Origin of the sequence: Rhodomicrobium sp. R_RK_3, from assembly GCF_002198715.1 — a bacterium.
GTDB lineage: Bacteria > Pseudomonadota > Alphaproteobacteria > Rhizobiales > Rhodomicrobiaceae > R-RK-3.
The window spans coordinates 66,127-85,323 of sequence record NZ_MWLK01000001.1 but is presented as its reverse complement, the minus strand read 5'-3'; the positions used below and the strand labels follow the sequence as shown (position 1 = coordinate 85,323).

General features: G+C 65.4%; 14 protein-coding genes. 9 read left to right on the top strand and 5 right to left on the bottom strand.

Features of this window, described 5'->3' with window-relative positions:
- Window positions 1–48 precede the first annotated feature (48 nt).
- The 8 genes from dxr (at window position 49) to lpxB (ending at window position 9,702) form a co-directional block, all read left to right on the top strand.
- Window positions 49–1,215: a 1-deoxy-D-xylulose-5-phosphate reductoisomerase gene (dxr, locus tag BLEFHOIH_RS00395; RefSeq protein WP_088342513.1), complete on the top strand. Its 1,167-nt coding sequence runs from the start codon at window positions 49–51 to the stop codon at window positions 1,213–1,215.
- Between the two features lie 69 nt (window positions 1,216–1,284).
- Window positions 1,285–2,436, top strand: a complete 1,152-nt coding sequence (gene rseP, locus BLEFHOIH_RS00390) for an RIP metalloprotease RseP (protein WP_088342512.1) — start codon at window positions 1,285–1,287, stop codon at window positions 2,434–2,436.
- 295 nt (window positions 2,437–2,731) lie between these two features.
- Window positions 2,732–4,972, top strand: a complete 2,241-nt coding sequence (gene bamA / locus BLEFHOIH_RS00385; protein WP_245296806.1) for an outer membrane protein assembly factor BamA — start codon at window positions 2,732–2,734, stop codon at window positions 4,970–4,972.
- Window positions 4,973–5,045: 73 nt separating this feature from the next.
- Window positions 5,046–6,113, top strand: a complete 1,068-nt coding sequence (gene lpxD, locus BLEFHOIH_RS00380; RefSeq protein ID WP_088342511.1) for a UDP-3-O-(3-hydroxymyristoyl)glucosamine N-acyltransferase — start codon at window positions 5,046–5,048, stop codon at window positions 6,111–6,113.
- 45 nt (window positions 6,114–6,158) lie between these two features.
- Window positions 6,159–6,665 carry a 3-hydroxyacyl-ACP dehydratase FabZ gene (fabZ, locus tag BLEFHOIH_RS00375; RefSeq protein ID WP_088342510.1) on the top strand — a complete coding sequence of 169 codons (507 nt, stop codon included), beginning with the start codon at window positions 6,159–6,161 and terminating at the stop codon, window positions 6,663–6,665.
- Window position 6,666: 1 nt separating this feature from the next.
- Window positions 6,667–7,503: an acyl-ACP--UDP-N-acetylglucosamine O-acyltransferase gene (lpxA, locus tag BLEFHOIH_RS00370; RefSeq protein WP_088342509.1), complete on the top strand. Its 837-nt coding sequence runs from the start codon at window positions 6,667–6,669 to the stop codon at window positions 7,501–7,503.
- Window positions 7,504–7,544: 41 nt separating this feature from the next.
- Window positions 7,545–8,390, top strand: coding sequence for a UDP-2,3-diacylglucosamine diphosphatase LpxI (lpxI, locus tag BLEFHOIH_RS00365; protein ID WP_088342508.1), 846 nt, complete (start codon window positions 7,545–7,547; stop codon window positions 8,388–8,390).
- 112 nt (window positions 8,391–8,502) lie between these two features.
- Window positions 8,503–9,702 (top strand): lipid-A-disaccharide synthase, encoded by a 1,200-nt coding sequence (lpxB, locus tag BLEFHOIH_RS00360; protein WP_088342639.1) that lies wholly within the window; start codon window positions 8,503–8,505, stop codon window positions 9,700–9,702.
- A gap of 488 nt (window positions 9,703–10,190) precedes the next feature.
- On the opposite strand, the gene BLEFHOIH_RS00355 is transcribed toward lpxB, so the two are convergent.
- The 3 genes from BLEFHOIH_RS00355 to gltX all read right to left on the bottom strand — a co-directional run bounded on the left by BLEFHOIH_RS00355 (window position 10,191) and on the right by gltX (window position 13,547).
- Window positions 10,191–10,457, bottom strand: a complete 267-nt coding sequence (locus BLEFHOIH_RS00355) for a hypothetical protein (protein ID WP_125461519.1) — start codon at window positions 10,455–10,457, stop codon at window positions 10,191–10,193.
- 115 nt (window positions 10,458–10,572) lie between these two features.
- The gene (gene gltA, locus BLEFHOIH_RS00350; RefSeq protein WP_088342506.1) at window positions 10,573–11,907 is read right to left on the bottom strand and encodes a citrate synthase; all 1,335 of its coding nucleotides are present in this window, start codon (window positions 11,905–11,907) and stop codon (window positions 10,573–10,575) included.
- Between the two features lie 200 nt (window positions 11,908–12,107).
- Complete coding sequence (gltX, locus tag BLEFHOIH_RS00345) at window positions 12,108–13,547, bottom strand: glutamate--tRNA ligase (RefSeq protein WP_088342505.1); 1,440 nt, start codon at window positions 13,545–13,547, stop codon at window positions 12,108–12,110.
- 90 nt (window positions 13,548–13,637) lie between these two features.
- On the opposite strand from gltX, the gene BLEFHOIH_RS27465 reads away from it, so the two are divergent.
- A complete protein-coding gene (locus tag BLEFHOIH_RS27465) occupies window positions 13,638–15,878 on the top strand; it encodes a ComEC/Rec2 family competence protein (RefSeq protein WP_088342504.1) in 2,241 nt (746 codons plus the stop codon).
- 1,276 nt (window positions 15,879–17,154) lie between these two features.
- Here the strand turns inward: BLEFHOIH_RS27465 and lexA are convergent.
- Entirely contained in the window at window positions 17,155–17,856 is a 702-nt protein-coding gene (lexA, locus tag BLEFHOIH_RS00330; RefSeq protein WP_088342502.1) for a transcriptional repressor LexA, read from the bottom strand.
- A gap of 152 nt (window positions 17,857–18,008) precedes the next feature.
- Window positions 18,009–19,196 carry a gephyrin-like molybdotransferase Glp gene (gene glp, locus BLEFHOIH_RS00325; protein ID WP_088342501.1) on the bottom strand — a complete coding sequence of 396 codons (1,188 nt, stop codon included), beginning with the start codon at window positions 19,194–19,196 and terminating at the stop codon, window positions 18,009–18,011.
- Between the last annotated feature and the right edge of the window lies 1 nt (window position 19,197).

Here is a 19,197-nt window from a genome sequence, read left to right as displayed (position 1 = left end):
AACAGTTTAAAGGCAATGATCCGTCGGCAAGCGGAGGGCTGATTCTCAATGAACCCGCGTAAAGTCACCGTCCTGGGCGCAACAGGCTCGGTCGGGCAAAGCACGCTCGACCTGATCGGCCGGACGCCTGAGCAATTCGAAATCGTGGCGCTGACGGCGGGCACGAACGCCGAAAGCCTCGCCGAGCTGGCGATCAAACACCGCGCCAAGCATGCGGCGCTTGCCGACCCCAGCCAGTTCGGCAAGCTGAAGAAACTGCTGGCCGGCACCGGCATCGAGGCCTCCGCCGGCGAGGACGCCGTCTGTGACGCGGCCCGCATTCCCGCCGACTGGATCATGGCGGCCATCGTCGGCGCCGCAGGGCTCAGGCCGACATTTGCCGCCGCCACGCAAGGCACCTGCGTCGCGCTGGCGAACAAGGAATGCCTGGTCTCGGCCGGCGAAGTCTTCCTCTCGGCGATCAAGGCGGCCGGCACCCGGCTCCTGCCCGTCGACAGCGAGCATTCCGCCGCCTTTCAGGCCATCGACGGCTCGCCCTCGCGCTGCATCGAGTTCATCACCCTGACGGCCTCCGGCGGCCCGTTCCGCGACTGGAGCGCGGCGCAGCTCAAGGCGGCCAAGCCCGAACAGGCGCTGAAACACCCCAACTGGTCGATGGGCCGCAAGATCACCATCGACAGTGCCACGCTGATGAACAAGGGCCTTGAAATCATTGAGGCCTATCACCTTTTTCCGGTCGAGGTGGACCAGCTCCGCGTGCTGGTGCATCCGCAGTCGATCATCCATTGCCTCGTGCAATATTGCGACGGCTCGGTCATCGCGCAGATGAGCGCGCCCGACATGCGCACGCCGATTGCCTACAGCCTGTCCTGGCCCGAACGCATGGCGGCGCCGACCGAGCGGCTGGATCTGGTCAAGCTCGCGCAATTGACCTTCGAGGCGGCCGACGAGACGCGCTTTCCCGCGCTGCGCATCGCCCGCGAGGCGCTGCAGGCGGGCGGCATCGCGCCGACGGTGCTCAATGCCGCTAACGAAATCGCAGTAGAAAGCTTTCTTGCCGGACAAATCGGCTTTATGACTATACCGACAGTCGTGGAAGCCGCGCTCGAGGCATCGCTTGCTGAATACGGGACATTCGTCGCCAAGACGCTGGACGATGTTCTCGAAGCCGACCGTGCGGCCCGGGCGCTCGCCACGCGGCTCTGCGCCGCCTGATGCACGAGCCGCTTGCCGGGACGTGATCCCGCCGGGCGCGCGGCGCCCGTTAACCGGAGTTGCATTCGCATGACCAATCTAGCCGATACGGCGATGTGGACGGGCGCCTGGTACTACCTCTCATGGGTTGTACCGTTCCTGTTCGTTCTGGGCGTTGTGGTTTTCGTCCATGAGATGGGGCATTTCCTCGTCGCGCGATTTTTCGGCGTCAGCGTGGAGGCGTTCTCCATCGGCTTCGGCCCCGAAATCGGCGGCTTCTACGACCGCTACGGCACGCGGTGGCGCCTCGCCTGGGTGCCGCTCGGCGGCTATGTGAAATTCAAGGGCGACGAGAATGCCGCGAGCGTTCCCAGCCAAGGCGATCTGGCGGCGCTCTCGCCCGAGGAGCGGGCGGGGAATTTCCACGCCAAGCCGGTCTACCAGCGCGCCGCCGTCGTCGCCGCCGGGCCTTTGGCCAATTTCCTGCTCGCCATCGTCATCCTGACGGCCTGGTTCATCTTCATGGGCAAGCCGATCCTGGAGCCGCGCGTCGCGACGGTCGAGCCGGACAGCGCCGCTGCCGAGGCCGGTTTCCAGCCCGGCGACGTCATCCGCGGCATTGACGGCACCAATATCCAGAGCTTCGACGACATCCAGCGCATCGTCATGCTGAATGCCGAAACCCCGCTCCACGTCACGGTCGACCGCAATGGCCAGCCGCTGACCCTCGTGGCGACGCCGAAGCTGAAGGAAACCAAGGACCGATTCGGCAATCTGGTTCAGATCGGCCTGCTCGGCATCGGCCGCAAGAACGAGGACGTTACCTACAAGCAATTCGGCCCCGTCGAGGCGTTTTCGCAGAGCCTTTCCGAAACGTATTTCTGGATGAAGCAACCTCTGGTTTTCATTCAGAAACTCGCGGTCGGACAGGCTTCCGGCGATCAGGTTCGCGGCGTGGTCGGTATTGCACAACTTTCGCGCGAGGTCGCCTCGATCGGCTTCGTGGAGTTGTTCCGCTGGATTGCGATCATCTCGATCAATATCGGCCTTCTGAACCTGTTTCCTATCCCGATGCTCGATGGCGGCCACCTGCTGTTCTATGGCATAGAAGCCATACGCGGCCGGCCATTGAGTGAAAGGGTCATGGAAATCGGTTTTAGAATTGGCTTCGCATTGGTGATCATGTTAATGCTTTTTGCGACACGGAACGATGTGATTCATCTGATCCGTCAAATGGGATAAAGGATGAAGGTTCAAGGCTTTATTGGTGACAAGCCGGAATCGTTCATCGGTGGTGAGAAACGGGAAGGCGGTCGTGGCCGGGGGGCCACATCCGCGGAGGATCTTGAGACGTCGCGGCCTGGGCCAAATTGCAGACACAAACCGGTGGCTGATAATTGGGTGAGCTGACGTCTTGGGGGACCGGCGTAACGGGGGCAAAGAATTACCAATGCTGCGCATGGCAATGATCAGACTGAAACTTCTGGCAAGTCTGCTGGCAGCCGCGTGCGTTTGGTCCGGGGGGATCCAGACGGTCGTGGGCAGCGAAGCATATGCTCAGTCCGGGCCTGTGATCCGTGAGATCAGGGTCGTCGGGTCGAAGCGCATCGCGCCGGAGACGATCAAGAGCTATCTGACCTTCAATCAAGGCGATCGCTACGATCCGTACCAGGCCAATGAAAGCATCCGGGCGCTCGTCGCCACGGGGCTGTTCGAGAATGTCAACATTCAGCAGAATAACGGCGTCGTCACCGTTACGGTGCTGAACGAAAACCCGATCATCAACCAGGTCGTGTTCGAGGGTAACAAGGACATCAAGGACGAGACCCTCGCTCCTGAAGTCCAGTTGAAGCCCCGCTCGGTCTTCACCCGCGCCAAGGTGCAATCGGACGTCCAGCGCATTCTGGACGTGTACCGCCGCTCCGGCTATTACGCGGTGCAGGTCGACGCGCAGGTGATCCAGCTCGACAATGAGCGCGTGAACCTCGCCTTCGTCATTCAGGAAGGTCCTGAGACCAAGGTTCTGAACATCACCTTCATCGGCAATCGCGCCTTTTCGGACTCTCAGCTCCGCAGCGTGATCACCACGACCGAATCGAATTTCCTCAGCTTCCTGAAGTCGACCGACGTCTACGATCCGGACCGGCTCAATCTCGACCGCGAATTGCTGCGCCGCTATTATCTCAAGAGTGGCTATGCCGATGCGCGCGTCGTCTCCGCCGTCGCCGATCTGGACCGGGAAGGCAAGGGCTTCTTCATCACCTTCACGGTGGAAGAGGGCGAGCTCTACAATTTCGGCAAGGTCGATATCGAATCGACGCTGCCCTCGATCGATCCGGCCAGCCTGAGGGGCGAAGTTCTCACCCATCAGGGCGCGACCTACAATGCCGAATATGTCGACAACACCACGGAAAAGCTGACCATCGCCGTCGCCGAGCAGGGCTATGCCTTCGGGCAGATCCGGCCGCGCGTCGAGCGTGACCCGATCAGCCGCACCATCGGCATCGTCTATGTCGTCGAGCAGGGCCCGCGGGTCTATATCGAGCGCATCAACATCGTCGGCAACGCCCGCACTCGGGATTACGTGATCCGCCGCGAGCTGCGTCTGGCTGAAGGTGACGCTTACAACCGGCTGCTGGTCGACCAGGCCCGCGTCCGTCTGCAGAAGCTGGCCTTCTTCAAGAGCGTGAAGGTGAACCGCGAACCCGGTTCCGCGCCTGACCGCGTCGTGCTGAACTTCGTCGTCGAAGAGCAGGCAACGGGTGAACTCTCGCTGGCCGGTGGTTACTCCTCCAGCGTGGGCGCCATCGCCGAAGTTGCCTATACGGAGCGCAACCTGCTCGGTAAGGGCCAGTTCCTGCGGGTGAAACTGTCGGGCAGCCTGGAAAGCGGCCAGATCGACCTCAGCTTCACCGAGCCGCGCTTCCTCGACCAGAACATCTCGGCCGGCTTCGACGCCTTCCACAAGGAAAACGACTTCAGCGACGAGTCGGGCTACGAGCAGCGCAAGACGGGCGGTTCGGTCCGCGTCGGCTTCGCCCTGACCGACAATGTCTGGCTGCAGCCGAGCTACAGCCTGGTGCAGGACGAAGTGTTCAACGTCGACGACGACGCTTCGGAAGCCATCAAGCAGGTCGAAGGCGAACGCTTGATCTCGTCGGTCGGCTACTCCTTGACCTGGGACTCGCGCAACAACCGCCTCAACCCGTCCAAGGGCGCCTATTTTGCCCTTACCCAGGAACTGGCGGGTGTCGGCGGCGACGTGAACTACATCCAGACCGTGGCTGAAGCGCGTGGCTACTATCCGATCTATGAGGGCATCACCCTGGTCGGCCGGTTGATCGGCGGTCACATTGCCGGCTTCGGCGGGCAGGACGTGGTCGCGGTCGACGCCTTCTTTAAGGGCGGTGAGACGATCCGCGGCTTCGACACCTCCGGTATCGGCCCGCGCGCTCAGCGGACGGACGGCAGCGGCGATTTCGACGCCATCGGTGGTAATATCTTCTACGCCGGTACGCTGGAAGTGCGCTTCCCGATCCCGTTCCTGCCGGAAGAGCTTGGCTTCAGCGGTGCCGTCTTTGCCGACGCCGGCTCCTTGTTCGACAGCGACTTCTCGGGTGCGGTCAACAATGACGACGTGCTTCGGTCTTCGGTCGGTGCAAGCTTGCTCTGGAACTCGCCGGTCGGCCCGCTCCGCGCAGACTTTGCCTATGTCATCAACAAGGCAGATCTCGACGAAGAGGAATTCTTCCGCTTCGGCGCGACGACCAAGTTCTAGGAGCGCTTGACGAGCAAATTTGCGAAGGCCCCGATCGGCGGGGCCTTCGGCATTTCAGAAGCAAGAAAAACCAATGGAACATCCAGGCTTCTACCACCGCGCCGGCCCCTTTCCCCTGGCCCGCATCGCCGAAATCGGCGGCGCCGTTCTTGCCGACGAGGCGCTCGCCGCCCGCGAGATTTCCGACATCCGTCCGCTCGACGCGGCGGGCCCGTCCGACGTCGCCTTCCTCGACAATCCGAAATATCTGCCTCAGCTCGCCGGCACGAAGGCGGCGGCCTGCTTCATCCAGGCCAAATTCGCCGAGCGCGTCCCGCCCCGCACCGCCGTGCTGGTCTCGCCCGAGCCCTACCGCGCCTATGCCAAGGCGCTCGGCCTGTTCTATCCCGAGGCGGCCCAGCCCAAGGCGGCCGCCCCGACGGCCCCCGGCGGCGCCCATATCGACCCAAGCGCCGTGCTGGAAGCCGGCGTCATCGTCGAGCCCGGCGCCATCATCGGCCCGGAAGCCCAGATCGGCGCGGGCACCCGCATCGCGGCCGGCGCGGTCATCGGCTATCGCTGCGCCATCGGGCGCAATTGCTTCATCGGCCCGCGCGCCGTCATCACCCATGCGCTGATCGGCAACAACGTCATCATCCATTCCGGCGCGGCCATCGGCCAGGACGGATTTGGCTTCGCCATGGGCCGCGATTTGCACTACAAAGTGCACCAGATCGGCCGCGTCATCATCCAGGACTGGGTCGAGATCGGCGCCAACAGCGCCGTCGACCGGGGCGCCTTGCGCGATACCATCATCGGCGAGGGAACGAAGATTGATAATCTCGTTCAGATTGGCCATAACGTCATCATCGGCAGGCATTGCGTGCTGGTGGCGCAGGTCGGGATTTCGGGCTCCTCGGTTCTGGAAGATTTCGCCGTGATGGGCGGCCAGAGCGGCACGGTGGGACATATCACCATCGGCGCCGGGGCGCAGGTCGCGGGCAATAGCGGCGTCGCCGAGAGCGTGCCGCGCGGCGAACGCTGGGGCGGCACGCCGGCCAAGCCGCTGCGGGCCTGGGCGCGCGAAATCGCCCTGATGAAGCGCTTGACCGACAAGCTGAGCGGCAAGCATCTGAAAGACTTGACGAAACTTGGTGAGTGAGATGACGGCAGGACAATTGCAGCAGATCGGCGGGGAGTGCGCGGCATGACCGAGGAAAATTCGGCGGCCCCGGCGACGAAGACGCTCGGCACGGCGGACATCGCCCGCGTGATGAGGCTGCTGCCGCATCGCTATCCCTTTCTGATGATCGACCGCATCATCGACATCGACGGCGACCGCTCCGCCACCGGCATCAAGAACGTCACCATCAACGAGCCCTGCTTCCAGGGCCATTTCCCCGGCTTTCCGGTGATGCCGGGCGTGCTGCTGATCGAGGGCATGGCCCAGACGGCGGGCGCCATCTGCGTCGCCGAGCTCGGCGAGACCTACGAGCCGCGCGTCGTCTATTTCATGTCGATCGACCGGGCCAAATTCCGCCGCCCGGTGCTGCCCGGCGACTGCCTCCACTATCACGTCAAGAAGATCCGCAATCGCGGGCCCGTATGGCGGTTCCAATGCGAGGCCAAGGTCGAGGGCGCGCTGGTCGCCGAGGCCGAAATCAGCGCCATGATCATCGATCCCAACAAAGCACGAGAGGCAGCCGCTGGCTGATATGCACATTCCGAGTTCCCAAGCGTCCGTGCATGCCGGCGACGGCACCCTTATCCACCCCGCCGCCATCGTCGAGGCCGGCGCCCGGGTCGGAGCGAATGTGGAAATCGGCCCGTTCTCGGTGATCGGTCCCGAAGTCGTGCTGGCCGACAATGTGCGGATCCATTCGCACGTCGTCATCGCCGGCAAGACCGAGATCGGCGAGGGGACGCAGATCTTCCCCTTCGCCTCGATCGGCCAGTCGCCGCAGGACCGCAAATTCCGCGGTGAGGACAGCCGGCTGATCGTCGGTTCGAACAATGTCATCCGCGAATATGTGACGATGAACCCCGGCACCGAGCAGGGCGGCCTCATCACCCGCGTCGGCAATAACGGCCTGTTCCTGACCGGCGCCCATATCGCGCATGACTGCCACATCGGCAACAATGTGCTCCTGGTCAATAACGCGACGCTCGGCGGCCATTGCGTCGTCGGCGATTTCGCCAGCGTCGGCGGGCTGTCCGCCGTGCACCAGCATGTGCGCATCGGCGCCCACGCCTTCATCGGCGGCATGTCGGGCGTCGAGAACGACGTCATCCCCTTCGGCATGGCGCTCGGCAACCGCGCGCATCTGGCCGGCTTGAACATCGTCGGCATGAAGCGGCATAATTTCGACCGCGAAAAGATCCACAGCCTGCGCAAGGCCTACCGCATGCTGTTCGCCACCGAAGGCACGATCAGCGAAAGGCTGGACGACGTTGAGAAGATGTTCAGCGAGGACGCCCATGTCCAGCGCATCGTGCAGTTCATCAAGGCCGAGTCGAGCCGTTCGCTCTGCGTGCCGCGCAACGGCGGCTGAGCCGGAGATGCTGGGGCGGGGCAGCGGCATGAGGTGCGCATATGCCGGCTAGGCCGCTTCCGACGCGCCTCGGCATCGTCGCCGCCGCCGGCTCGATCCCGGTCGCGGTCTGCGAGGCGGCGCTCGCCAAGGGCATCGAGGTGCAGGTGGTGGCGCTGAAGGGCCAGGCCAGCGCCGATATCGCGCGCTTCCCCCATCGCTGGGTGCGGCTCGGCGAGCTCGGCGGACTGCTCGGCGCGCTGCGCGAGGCCCGTTGCGCCGAACTCGTCATCGTCGGCAGCCTGCGCCGGCCCGATCTGCGCAAGGTCGGCGTCGATTTCGGCCTGATCCGGCACCTGCCCACCATCCTCACCCTGACGCGCGGCGGCGACGACACCGTTCTGAAGCGCGTCGTCCGCTTCTTCGAGGCCCAGGGCTTTACCGTGCGCGGCGCGCATGAGATCGCCCCCGCGCTGCTGGCGCCCAAGGGCCCCTGCGGCGGGCTCGCGCCGGGCGACGAGGATGAGCGCGACATCGCGCATGGCTTTGCCCTGCTGGCAGCCCTCGGGCCGTTCGATGTCGGTCAGGCCGCCGTCATCGCGCGCGGCCATGTGCTGGCGGTCGAGGCGGCCGAGGGCACCGACGAAATGCTGAAACGCTGCGCCGGGTTGAAGCAGTGGGGCGGCCATAAGCGCGCCGGCGTGCTGGTCAAGGCGCCCAAGCAGGGGCAGGAACTCCGCATCGACATGCCCGTTGTCGGACCACGCACCGTCGAATTAGCCGCGGCTGCCGGCCTCGCGGGGATTGCGGTTATGAGCGGACAAGTTATGATCGCGGATCAGGCGGAGATGGTCAACTTGGCCGACCGCCACAAGCTTTTCGTGACCGGCGCCGACATGACGGTCTGATTCCCGGCCACCCGGATCACGATCGGGGGAAGGCGCGTTCGGCTTTTCCCCAAAAATCTTGCGCAATCATTATCGGCCATTTTCGATCCTCCCCGGCCGCAAGGAGACGGTTTTGAAACCCAGAGCGCGCCGCATCTTCATCGTCGCGGGCGAGCATTCCGGCGACCTGCTCGGCGGCAAGCTGATGGCGGCCATGAAGGCCAAGTCCGACACGCCGATCCTGTTCTCCGGCGTCGGCGGCGAGGCCATGGAAGCCGAAGGGCTGCGCTCGATCTTCCCGCTCGCCGACATCGCCGTGATGGGGCCGCTCGCCATCCTCGCCCGGCTGCCCAAGCTGGTGCGCCGGGTCTATCAGGCGGTCTCGGCCGGGCTGCTCGCCGATCCCGACGGCGTCATCATCATCGACAGTCCCGAATTCACCCATCCGGTCGCCAAGCGCATCCGCAAGCGCCTGCCGATGATCCCGATCATCGACTATGTCTCGCCGAGCGTCTGGGCCTGGCGTCCGGGCCGCGCCAGGAAGATGCGCCCCTATGTGGACCATCTGATGGCGATCCTGCCCTTCGAGCCGGAAGCTCATCGCCAGCTCGGCGGGCCGCCTTGCTCCTATGTCGGCCATCCGATGATCGAAAAGGTCGATTGGATCAACAGTCTGGATGCGGCGGAACTTGCCGTCCGGCTGGGGCTCGATCCGGCCAAGCCGGTGCTCTTGGTGCTGCCCGGCAGCCGGCCGACCGAAGTCAAGCGCCTGATGCAGCCCTTCGGCGAGGCCGTGCGGCTGCTCCTGGAGCGCAACGGGCCGATGGAGGTGATTATCCCGGCGGTCGCCTCGGTGCGCGGTCTGATCGAGGCCGGGCTCGCCGATTGGCCGGTTCGGCCGCATCTGGTGATGGGCGAGAGCGACAAGTTCAAATCCTTCCGGCTGGCCAAGGCGGCGCTCGCCGCTTCGGGCACGGTGACATTGGAGCTCGGGCTGTCCGGCGTGCCGATGGTGGTCGCCTACCGGGTCGACGGGCTGGCGGTGCATTTGCGGCGCTTCATCAAGGTGCCCTCGATCGTGCTGGCCAATCTGGTGATCGGCGAGAACATCTTCCCGGAATATATCCAGGAGGATTGCACCGGCGAGAAGCTGACCGAAGCGCTGCTGCCCCTCCTCTCCGACACCGCCGAGCGCCAGCGCCAGGAAAGCGGCATCAACCGCATAGCAGGCAAGATGCTGCTCGACGGCACCACGCCGAGCGAGCGCGCCGCCGAGACGGCGATCGCCGTGATCGAGCAGGGGATCAAGAAGCGGCTGTCGGTGCCGCGTTAGACTGAGCCAATCAGCGCGAAATCCCCGCGCAGGCGGGGATCCAGTATTCAATTCGAAATTGGCATGATGCCCGACCGCTGGCGCTGAGGGGTACCGGATCCCCGCCTGCGCGGGGATTTCGAAGACTATGGATATCGGGAATTGCCCCGGCCTCAGCCCCATGATTGTCATACCCGTGAAGCGGGAATCCAGTACGCCGCAGCGTGTGTAATTACGGCTGTGCTGAACGGCTAAGTTTGCCCTTTACTGGATCCCCGCCTTCGCGGGCATGCAAGGAAGAGGCATGACGGCGTCAGCATTCGGGCGCGGCGCCCGCAACGGGGTCTCTTCACTCTCTGACACAACTTCTCCGCCGCCCCGGCCGTAGAGCCGGGGCCCACTCGCCCCTCCGCGAGCACGGTGCCAACTGTTCCGCCAATGGGTTCCGGCTCACCGCTGCGCGGCGTCCGGGACGACGGAAGAGGCGCAAAGGTCTCGGCAAACCAAACTCATTTGGGCTGCCCCTGCACCTCATTGCGTTTGGGGTCGGCTTTGCCTTCGTCGTCGGTTTTCCAGTTGCCGCCCCAGCCGGTTTCGTTGCCCTGCTTGTCCGAAGGGGTGGGCTTGGCGTCGGGATTGGCGGGCGCGGGCTTTTCCTCCGGCGCTGGCGTCGCGGTCTTGTCCGCGGGAGGCGGCAGCGTCACCGAGGGCTGGGTCTGAGCGAAGGCGGGAGCCGCGATCAGCGTGCAGGCAAGGGCGAGACAGGTGATCTTCAAATGCATATCCTCCGGTCAGTGGGTCAGAAATGCGTGGCCGGATGGGTTGGTTCCCGCTCAAGCAAAAAGGACGGCGGAGACTTGCCCCGCCGTCCTCTATAATTCTTAGCAATAATCAGCGCTTGGTGATCGGCACATATTCGCGCAAGCCCGGGCCCGTATAGAGCTGGCGCGGGCGGCCGATGCGCTGATCCGGATCCTCGATCATCTCTTTCCATTGCGCGATCCAGCCGACCGTGCGCGCGATGGCGAACAAAACCGTGAACATCGAGGTCGGGAAGCCGAGCGCCTTCAGCGTGATGCCGGAATAGAAGTCGATGTTTGGATAGAGCTTCTTCTCGATGAAATAATCATCCTCGAGCGCGATGCGCTCCAACTCCATCGCCACCTGCAGCAAGGGATCGTTCTTGATGCCGACGATGTCGAGCACTTCGCGGCAGGTCTGCTGCATGACGCGGGCGCGCGGGTCGTAATTCTTGTAGACGCGGTGGCCAAAGCCCATCAGGCGGAACGGGTCGTTCTTGTCCTTGGCCTTCTTCACATATTCCGGGATGCGGTCGGGGGTGCCGATCTCCATCAGCATCTTCAGCGCCGCCTCGTTCGCGCCGCCATGCGCCGGCCCCCACAGGCAGGCGATGCCGGCGGCGATACAGGCGAAGGGATTGGCGCCCGAGGACGAGGCCAGCCGCACCGTCGAGGTGGAGGCGTTCTGCTCATGATCGGCGTGCAGGAGGAAGATGCGGTCCATGGCGCGCGACAGCACCGGGTTGACCCGGTATTCGTCGCAAGGCACCGCGAAGCTCATATAGAGGAAGTTCGACGCGTAATCGAGGTCGTTACGCGGATAGATAAAGGGCTGGCCGATGGAATATTTATAGGCCATCGCCGCGATGGTCGGCATCTTGGCGATCATGCGGATGGCCGCGATGTCGCGCTGCACGGGATCGGTGATGTCGGTGGAGTCGTGATAGAAGGCCGACAGCGCGCCGACGACCCCGACCATCACCGCCATCGGATGCGCGTCCCGGCGGAAGCCCGTATAGAACCGGTTCATCTGCTCGTGCAGCATGGTGTGATAGGTCACACGGTTCTTGAAGTCGGCATATTGCTCCTCGTTCGGCAGGTCGCCGTAGAGCAGCAGGTGACAGGTTTCCAGGAAATTCCCCTGTTCCGCGAGCTGCTCGATCGGATAGCCACGATGCAGGAGAATGCCCTTGTCGCCGTCGATGAAGGTGATGTCGGAGCGGCAGGCGCCGGTCGAGGTGTAGCCCGGATCGTAGGTAAACGCCCCCGTCTCGGCGTAAAACTTTGAAATGTCGACCACATCCGGGCCGAGCGTGCCGGAATAGACCGGAAAGCTGTGTTGCTGTCCCTTGATTGCAAAGCTGGCTTGGCCGGTCGGCTCAAGCTTATCCTTATCCTGCGTTGGAACCGCCCCCGGAAGGGTCATCGTTCGTCTCCTCACTCATTTGAGATCGTTCGCTTGTGGCGAGTGTGCCAGGACATTGCTGCAGCGCATATCGGCCTGTTTTTGCAACGCAATATAAAATGGTCCGTTTTCGTGCCGCGCGCAAGGGGGAGCTGAAGCTCACATGAACGAGACCTCCGTCCCCGCGAATTTTCTCGGAAAATCGTGCAAAAACAAGGCCGCTATTCGGCGGTCTTGACAGGCGCGGCCTGGTCCTCGATGCGGCCCAGCGCTTCCTCGCGGCCGAGAACGAACAGCACGTCGAAGATTCCGGGCGAAACCGTGCGGCCGGTGAGTGCAGCGCGCAATGGCTGGGCGAGGTCGCCGAGCTTGATGCCGAGGGCCTCAGCCTGGGCGCGGGCGGCGGCTTCGATGCCGGCCGCCGACCAGTCGTTGAGCCCGAGCAGCGAATCATGGAAGGCGGCTAGCCGGGCGCGGGCCTCCGGATTGAGCAGCTTGGCGGCTTTTTCCTCGATCTTGAGCGGCCGTTTGGCGAACAGGAAGCGCGCGCCGTCGATCAGCTCGACCAGCGTCTTGGCCCGCTCCTTCAGCCCCGGCATGGCCAGCTCGAGCCTGCGCCAGTCCTCATCGCTGAGGTTTGCGGGCAGGGACTTGTCCGCCGGCAGATGCGGCAGCAGATCGCGCAGGGCGGCGATCAGCTCGGCGTCGCTCGCCGCGCGGATATAATGGCCGTTGAGGTTTTCCAGCTTGGCGAAATCGAAGCGCGAGGGGGATTTGCCGAGCGCGTCAGTGCCGAACCATTCGATCATCTGGGCGGTCGAAAAGATCTCGTCATCGCCGTGGCTCCAGCCGAGCCGGGCCAGATAATTGCGCATCGCGGCTGGCAGATAGCCCATTTCGCGATAGGCGCCGACGCCGAGCGCGCCGTGGCGCTTCGACATTTTTGCCCCGTCCGGCCCATGGATCAGCGGAATATGGCCGAAAACCGGGATGTCCCAGCCGAGCGCGGCATAGATCTGCGACTGGCGGGCGGCATTGGTCAGATGGTCGTCGCCGCGGATGATATGGGTGACGCCCATGTCGTGATCGTCGACGACGACGGACAGATTATAGGTCGGGGTGCCGTCGCTGCGCAGGATGATGAGGTCGTCGAGATCCTTGTTGGGGAAGGTGACGCGCCCCTGCACCTTGTCGTCGACCACGGTCTCGCCCTCGTTCGGCGCCTTGAAGCGCACGGCGAAGGGCGCGTCCTTCGGCGCCTCGGACGGGTCCCGGTCGCGCCAGCGCCCGTCATAGACAGGAGAGCGGCCCTCGGCGCGCGCCTTCTCGCGCATCGCCTCCAGCTCCTCCGGCGTCGCATAGCAGCGATAGGCCTTGCCCTCGGCCAGGAGCTGGCGCGCGATCTCGGCATGGCGGTCCATGCGGGCGAACTGGAACACCGGCTCGCCGTCCCAATTCAGCTCCAGCCAGCGCAGGCCGTCCAGAATTGCCTCGACGGCGGCATCGGTGGAGCGGGTGCGGTCGGTGTCTTCGATGCGCAGGAGGAATTGGCCGCCGGTCGCCTTGGCGTAGAGCCAGTTGAACAGCGCCGTGCGGGCGCCGCCTATATGTAGGAACCCTGTCGGGGAGGGCGCAAAGCGCGTCACGACTTTACCGGGCATAGCGCAAGTTCCATAAGTCAGAATGAAGGGCAATCGATTTGCCGCCGGTTTAGCATAGGGACGCCGCGTGCGTAAGGCGGGCTTTCGGCGATGTCACTGAGCGAAGCGGCGATGGGCAGCGTGGCCGCGCCGCCGCCGGGCGGTTTTGGCTGGGCGGCCCCGCCCCAGACGCCGGGCGTGCTCGGGCGGCTTGAGGCGGCGCTCGATGCCGAGCGGGGACGCTGGTTCCTGTGGCTGCCGGTGCTGTTCGGCCTCGGCATCGCGCTCTATCTGGGCGCGCCGGACGAGCCGCCGCTCGCGCTCGCCATCGCCGCCGCCATGATCGCCATCGCGCTGCGGCTGTTCTTTCGGCTGACCACCTTCCGGCTGATCGTCAGCAGCACGGTGCTGATGGTCGCATTCGGCTTCCTGAATGCAAAGCTCCATGCGCTCGCCGTCGATGCGCCCGCCTTGCAGCGGACCTTGCGCTATGTCGAGCTCGAAGGCTGGGTCGAGCGGGCCGAGATGCAGGAGAAGCGCGTGCGGCTGACCATCCGGCCGGTGCGCATCAACGGCCTCGCGCCCGAGGCGATGCCCGGCCGGGTCCGCATCAGCCAGCGCGGCAAGGGCGCGCCGCCCGAGACCGGCGACGCCGTGCGCCTGCGCGCGACGCTGATGCCGCCGCCCGAGCCGACCATGCCCGGCGGCTTCGATTTCGGCCGCTATTACTGGTTCTCCGGTTTTGGCGCCAGCGGCTATGTCACCGGCAAGATCGAGCCGCTGGCCGGCGCCGGTCCGGCGCCCTGGGATTTGCGCCTCCGCGCGCCGCTGGAGCGGCTGCGCCATGCCATTGCCGCGCGCGTCGGCGCAGCGCTGAGCGGCGATCGCGGCGCCATCGCCAAGGCGCTCATCATGGGGGAGGGCGGCCAGATCTCGGAAAAGGCCTGGCAGCAATTGCGCGACTCGGGGCTCGCGCATGTGATTTCGATCTCCGGCCTGCATATGGCGCTGACGGCGGGCGCGATGTTCTGGCTGATCCGGGCGCTGCTGGCACTCTTCCCGGCGATCGCGCTGCGCTTTCCGATCAAGATCTGGGCGGCGGTCGGCGCGCTGATCGTCGCCAGCCTCTATCTGGCGATCTCCGGCTCGGCGGTGACGGCGGTACGCTCCTATATCATGATCGCCATCATCTTCATCGCCGTCATCCTCAACCGTCCGGCGATCAGCCAGCGCAATCTGGCCTTTTCCGCGCTTCTGATCCTGATCGTGCTGCCGCAGAGCCTGACCGATGCCGGCTTCCAGATGTCCTTCGCCGCGACCGCCGCGCTGATCGCCTTCTATGAGGCGCGGCCCGCATTCCGCTTCTTCGACGGCTGGCCCGGGCTCGTGGCGGTGCCGCTGATGCTGGTGGTCGATGCGGCGATGACGACCTTGCTGGCGAGCGCCGCCGTCGATCCGCTCGCCGCCTATCATTTCCACCGTCTCGCCACCTATTCCGTCATCGGCAATGTGCTGTCGACGCCGTTCGTGTCGCTCTTGGTCATGCCGATGGCGCTCGTCGCGCTGGTCGCCATGCCGTTCGGGCTGGACTATTGGCCGCTGATGGCGATGGACAAGGGCATCGAGGGCATGCTTGGCGTCGCCGCCTTCACGGCGGGGCTGCCGGGCGCGGCGATCGGCGTGCCGAGCTTTGCCGAAGGGGCGCTGCCGCTGATGATGTTCGGCGGGCTGTGGCTGGTCGCCTGGCGCGGGCGGTGGCGCTGGGCCGGGCTCGCGGCGGTCGGGGCGGGACTGGCGCTGGCGCCGTTCGGCGAGCGGCCGGACATCTGGATCGAGCGCGAGGGCAAGATCGTCGCCATCCGCGACGCCAAGGGGCTGATCGCGACGGGTGACAGCCGCAAGGCGACCTATAGTCTGGAGCGCTGGATGGAGGCGGATGGCGATCTGCGCCCGGCCAAGGCGGCGCGCGGGTCGAAGCTTTTTCAGTGCGACGGGCAGAGCTGCATAGCGCTGGTGAAGGGGAAGCTCATCAGCCATGTCAGCCACCCGTCCGCGCTGGCGGATGATTGCCGGCGGGCGGCGATTTTGATCGCCGATTTTCCGTTGCCGGCGGGCTGCACCCAGCCGGAGCTGGTGATCGACAGCCGCGATCTGCGCGAGGGCGGCGCGCAGACGCTGCGGGTCGGGGAGGGGCGGATCAGCGTGCGCACGGTCGCGGAGGATCGGGGGCGGCGGCCCTGGGCGATCGGATACCGGCGGCGGCAGACGATCCCGGCCGTCGCGCCGGATCAGGAGCCGGAGCCGGAGGGGGGCGAGGCGACGGCGGCGGTCGAGGGTGTGGATATGCGGTAATGGGTGCCGGCTGAGGGGAGGCGAGCCCAACGGCGCGGAAACGCTGCACGCGGCGCGGATAGGGCGTGGCCCGGAAAGTGGAAGCGCTTCATACAGCGCCGGAAGGTCGGAAGGCGCGTTGCCGACCCCACAGTCGTCGATTCCGCGAAAGCGGGGATCCAGTACTCAGCAGCATTCATGGCAAGGCATTGCCCGACATCAACTTTGCCCTTTACTGGATCCCCGCCTCGCGGGGATGACAAAAAGCTGGGGCGTTTCCGCAAGTTGCATCGGCCTCGCGGTGGCTGCCCACTTCGGCACAACCTCCGCCTCATCCGTCGCCCCGGCCGTCAGAGCCGGGGCCCACTCGCATCACCGCTTGCCGCAGCGCTCGCGGATCAGCCAATGGGTCCCGGCTCGCCGCTTCGCGGCGTCCGGGACGACGGCCGGGGCGGGCACGCCGTCTCAGTAGCGGGGCGGCAGGCCGACCGGCCTGCCCTGGATGCAGGTGCAGGCGGGGCCGATCGGCGGCGGGGCATCCGCCGTGATTCGCCTTCGCCGTCAGCACCGGGGCCTGCCCGATTGGGGTGAGATTTGATGGCCCCCATTGCTAAGACGAAATCCCCGCGAATGCGGGGCTCCAGTCCGCCGCAGCATTCATGGCAAGGCTTTGCCCGACATCAACTTTGTCCTTTACTGGATCCACGCCTCGCGGGGATGACAAAAAGCTGGGGCGTTTCCGCAAGTTGCATCGGCCTCGCGGTGGCTGCCCAATTTGGGCACAACCTCCGCCTCATCCGTCGCCCCGGCCGTCAGAGCCGGGGCCCACTCGCATCGCCGCTTGCCGCAGCATGCGCGGATCAGCCAATGGGTCCCGGCTCGCCGCTTCGCGGCGTCCGGGACGACGGCCGGGGCGGGCAACGCCGTTTCGGTAGCGGCGCGGCGGGGCGACCGGTTTGTCTCCCGGATGCGGGGGGTGGCCTTCGGGGCCGATCCGCGGCGTGGCATCCATCCGTGCCGTCAGACCCGGGACCCGATGGGAGATTGGATCGAGCTGCCAATTGCTAAAAACGAAATCCCCGCGAAGGCGGGGATCCAGTACGCCGCAACGTAAGCGGTTTGGCAGAAAGCCAATTTCGAGTTTGTGAATACTGGATCCCCGCCTTCGCGGGGATTTCGAAACGGTTAATCTTTTCAAGCTCTTGGTTCATCGCTTCGGCAGTGCTCGCGGATCGGCCATTGGATCCCGGCTCGCCGCTTTGCGGCGCCGGGACGACGGCTGGGGCGGGCACGCCGCTCAGTAGCGGCGCAGCAGGCCGACCAGTTTGCCCTGGATGCGGATGCGGTCGGGGCCGAAGATGCGGGTCTCGTAGGCGGGGTTGGCGGCTTCCAGCGCCACGGACTGGCCCTTGCGGCGGAAGCGCTTCAAGGTCGCCTCCTCCTCGTCGACCAGGGCGACGACGATGTCGCCATTGGTGGCGGTGTCGGTTTTCTTGATGACGACGGTGTCGCCGTCGAGGATGCCGGCGTCGATCATCGAATCGCCTTTCACCTCAAGCGCGAAATGCTCTCCGGGGGAGAGGATGTCCTCGGGGACGTTGATGGTATGGCTGTGATTCTCGATGGCCGAGCGCGGCACGCCCGCCGCGATTCGGCCCATCACGGGCACGCCCGAGGCATAGCCGCCGCCGTCGGGATCCTCGCTAAACCCTCGCCGCCCGCTGCCCTCGATGACCGATGGCGAAAAGCCCCGGCTGGCGGCCGGTTTGAAGCTGGATTGCGCCATTTCCGGCAGCTTGATGATCTCCAGCGCTCTTGCCCGGTGGGGCAGGCGGCGGATGAAGCCGCGCTCCTCGAGGGCGGTGATCAGCCGGTGGATGCCCGATTTGGAGCGCAGATCGAGCGCTTCCTTCATTTCATCATAGGAGGGCGGCACCCCGGATTCCTTCAGCCGCTCATTGATGAAGAGGAGAAGCTCTTTCTGCTTGGGCGTGAGCATTATGGTTCCTCGAAGGGGACGGCGGGGCGATGCGGCCGCCCTCAAGACCCGGTTGTACAAAGCAGGAACATCTATACTTGTTCTAGTTGTGTTCCGCAAGCGATTCGAGGGCCGCTTTGACGCTTTTTACAGCAGGAGAGATTTTCCATCGGTTAAAGCGGCAGGACCTGTACGAAATCACCTGCATGCGCGGCGGGCGCGAAGGGCGGCCGCACGATCAGGCAATCGGCGGCGGCAAGCGTCGCGACGAGCGCGCTGTCCTGCTGGCCGAGCGCTTCGACGGCGCTCTCGGCAAGGCGGGAGACGTAACGGGCGCGCATATAATGCTGGCGCGGGCCGTTTTCGGGGAGGGGCGCGGCGAGCGGCAACTCGGCCGGCGTGGGCGAGATCGGGTTTTCGCCCAGCAGGGCAGCGATCAGCGGCAACAGGAAGATCTGGGCGCAGACCGCCGCCGAAACGGGGTTTCCGGGCAGGCCGATGACGCGCTGGCGCCCGCGCGCGCCCGACATCAGCGGCTTGCCGGGGCGGATGGCGACCTTGTGGAAAGCGATGCCGTAGCCCGCGCTCTCCAGCGCGCCGCGCACGAGGTCATGGTCGCCGACCGAGGCGCCGCCGATGGTGACGAGGATGTCGGCGTCTCCGGCGGCGGCGATGTGCTCGGCAAGGCTTTGCTGGGTGTCGCGGGCGATGCCGAGCGGGATGGGGTCGGCTCCGGCCTTGCGCAGCATGGCGGCGAGCGCATAGGGGATCGAGGAAATGATCTGGCCCGCGCCGGGCGTCTCGCCGGGGCGGACCAGCTCGTCGCCCGAGGCGAGGATGGCGACCCTCGGACGCCGACGCAGCGGCAGCACGGCGTGGTTCATTTGCGCGGCGAGCATCAGATCGCGCGCGGACAGGCGCTTTCCGGCGCGCAGCAGCACTTGCCCCAGGCTGAAATCGCTGCCTTCGGCGCGGATCGACTCGCCGCTGCTCAGCTCATGGATGTCGACGCTGCCGCCGAGAGCGCTGACATTTTCCTGGATGATGATGTAATCCGCGCCGTCGGGGACTTCCGCGCCGGTGAAGATGCGTACGGTCTCGCCGGGCCCGACCTGGCCGTGGAACGGGTGCCCGGCGGCGGATTCGCCGATCAGGCGCAGGCGCGCGGGCAGGGCGGTGAGGTCGGCTTGCCGGGCGGCGTAGCCGTCCATGGCGGAGGAGCGGAAGGGCGGCTGGGTCAGGCGCGCGGCGAGATCTTCGGCCAGAACGCGCTCATGGGCTTCGGCGAGCGGCACGTCTTCAGCGGGGAGCGGATTCGCCTCCGCGACGACCAGCGCCAGGGCTTCGGCGACGGACAGCATG